1 protein-coding gene is annotated in these 529 nt (G+C 73.7%); it reads left to right on the top strand.

Going from position 1 to position 529, the window contains the following annotated elements; genetic code table 11:
- Positions 1 to 529: PEP-utilizing enzyme (locus tag IY392_RS16335; protein ID WP_255542116.1), on the top strand; the 529-nt coding region annotated here is incomplete at both ends.

Raw genomic sequence — 529 nt, 5'->3', positions numbered from 1 at the left:
GCGCCGAGGTGCTGGCCGCGAACGCCGTGCTCGCGCGGGACCGGGGGTGGGCCAAGGCCGTGGTCAAGGAACTGAAGAAGGGCCTGGGCGTCGAGGCGGCCACGATAGCGGCCACGGAGACGTTCGTCGCCATGTTCACCAAGGTCGGCGGACGTCAGGCCGAGCGCGTCACCGATCTGCGCGACATCTGTGCCCGCGTGGTGGCCGAGCTCCGGGGGTTGCCCGAACCGGGGATCCCCGAGTTCGACGAGCCAGGCGTCCTGTTGGCGGACGACCTCGCCCCCGCCGACACCGCCGGCCTCGACCCGGCCATGGTCCTGGGGATCGTCATCGAACACGGAGGCCCCACCTCCCACACCGCGATCATCGCGCGCCAGCTCGGCATCCCCTGCGTGGTCGCGGCGGCCGGTCTCACGGAGGTGGCCGACGGGTCCCGGGTCCTCGTCGACGGCGGCGCCGGGACGGTGACCGTCGATCCCGACGAGGCCGCAGCGCAGGACGCCGCCGCGACGGACCGGCGCTTCCGGGA

The sequence above is a fragment of the Dietzia sp. SYD-A1 genome, assembly GCF_015356725.1.
GTDB lineage: Bacteria > Actinomycetota > Actinomycetes > Mycobacteriales > Mycobacteriaceae > Dietzia.
The sequence above is the reverse complement of the archived record's forward strand: the minus strand, read 5'-3'. Positions and strand labels throughout refer to the sequence as shown.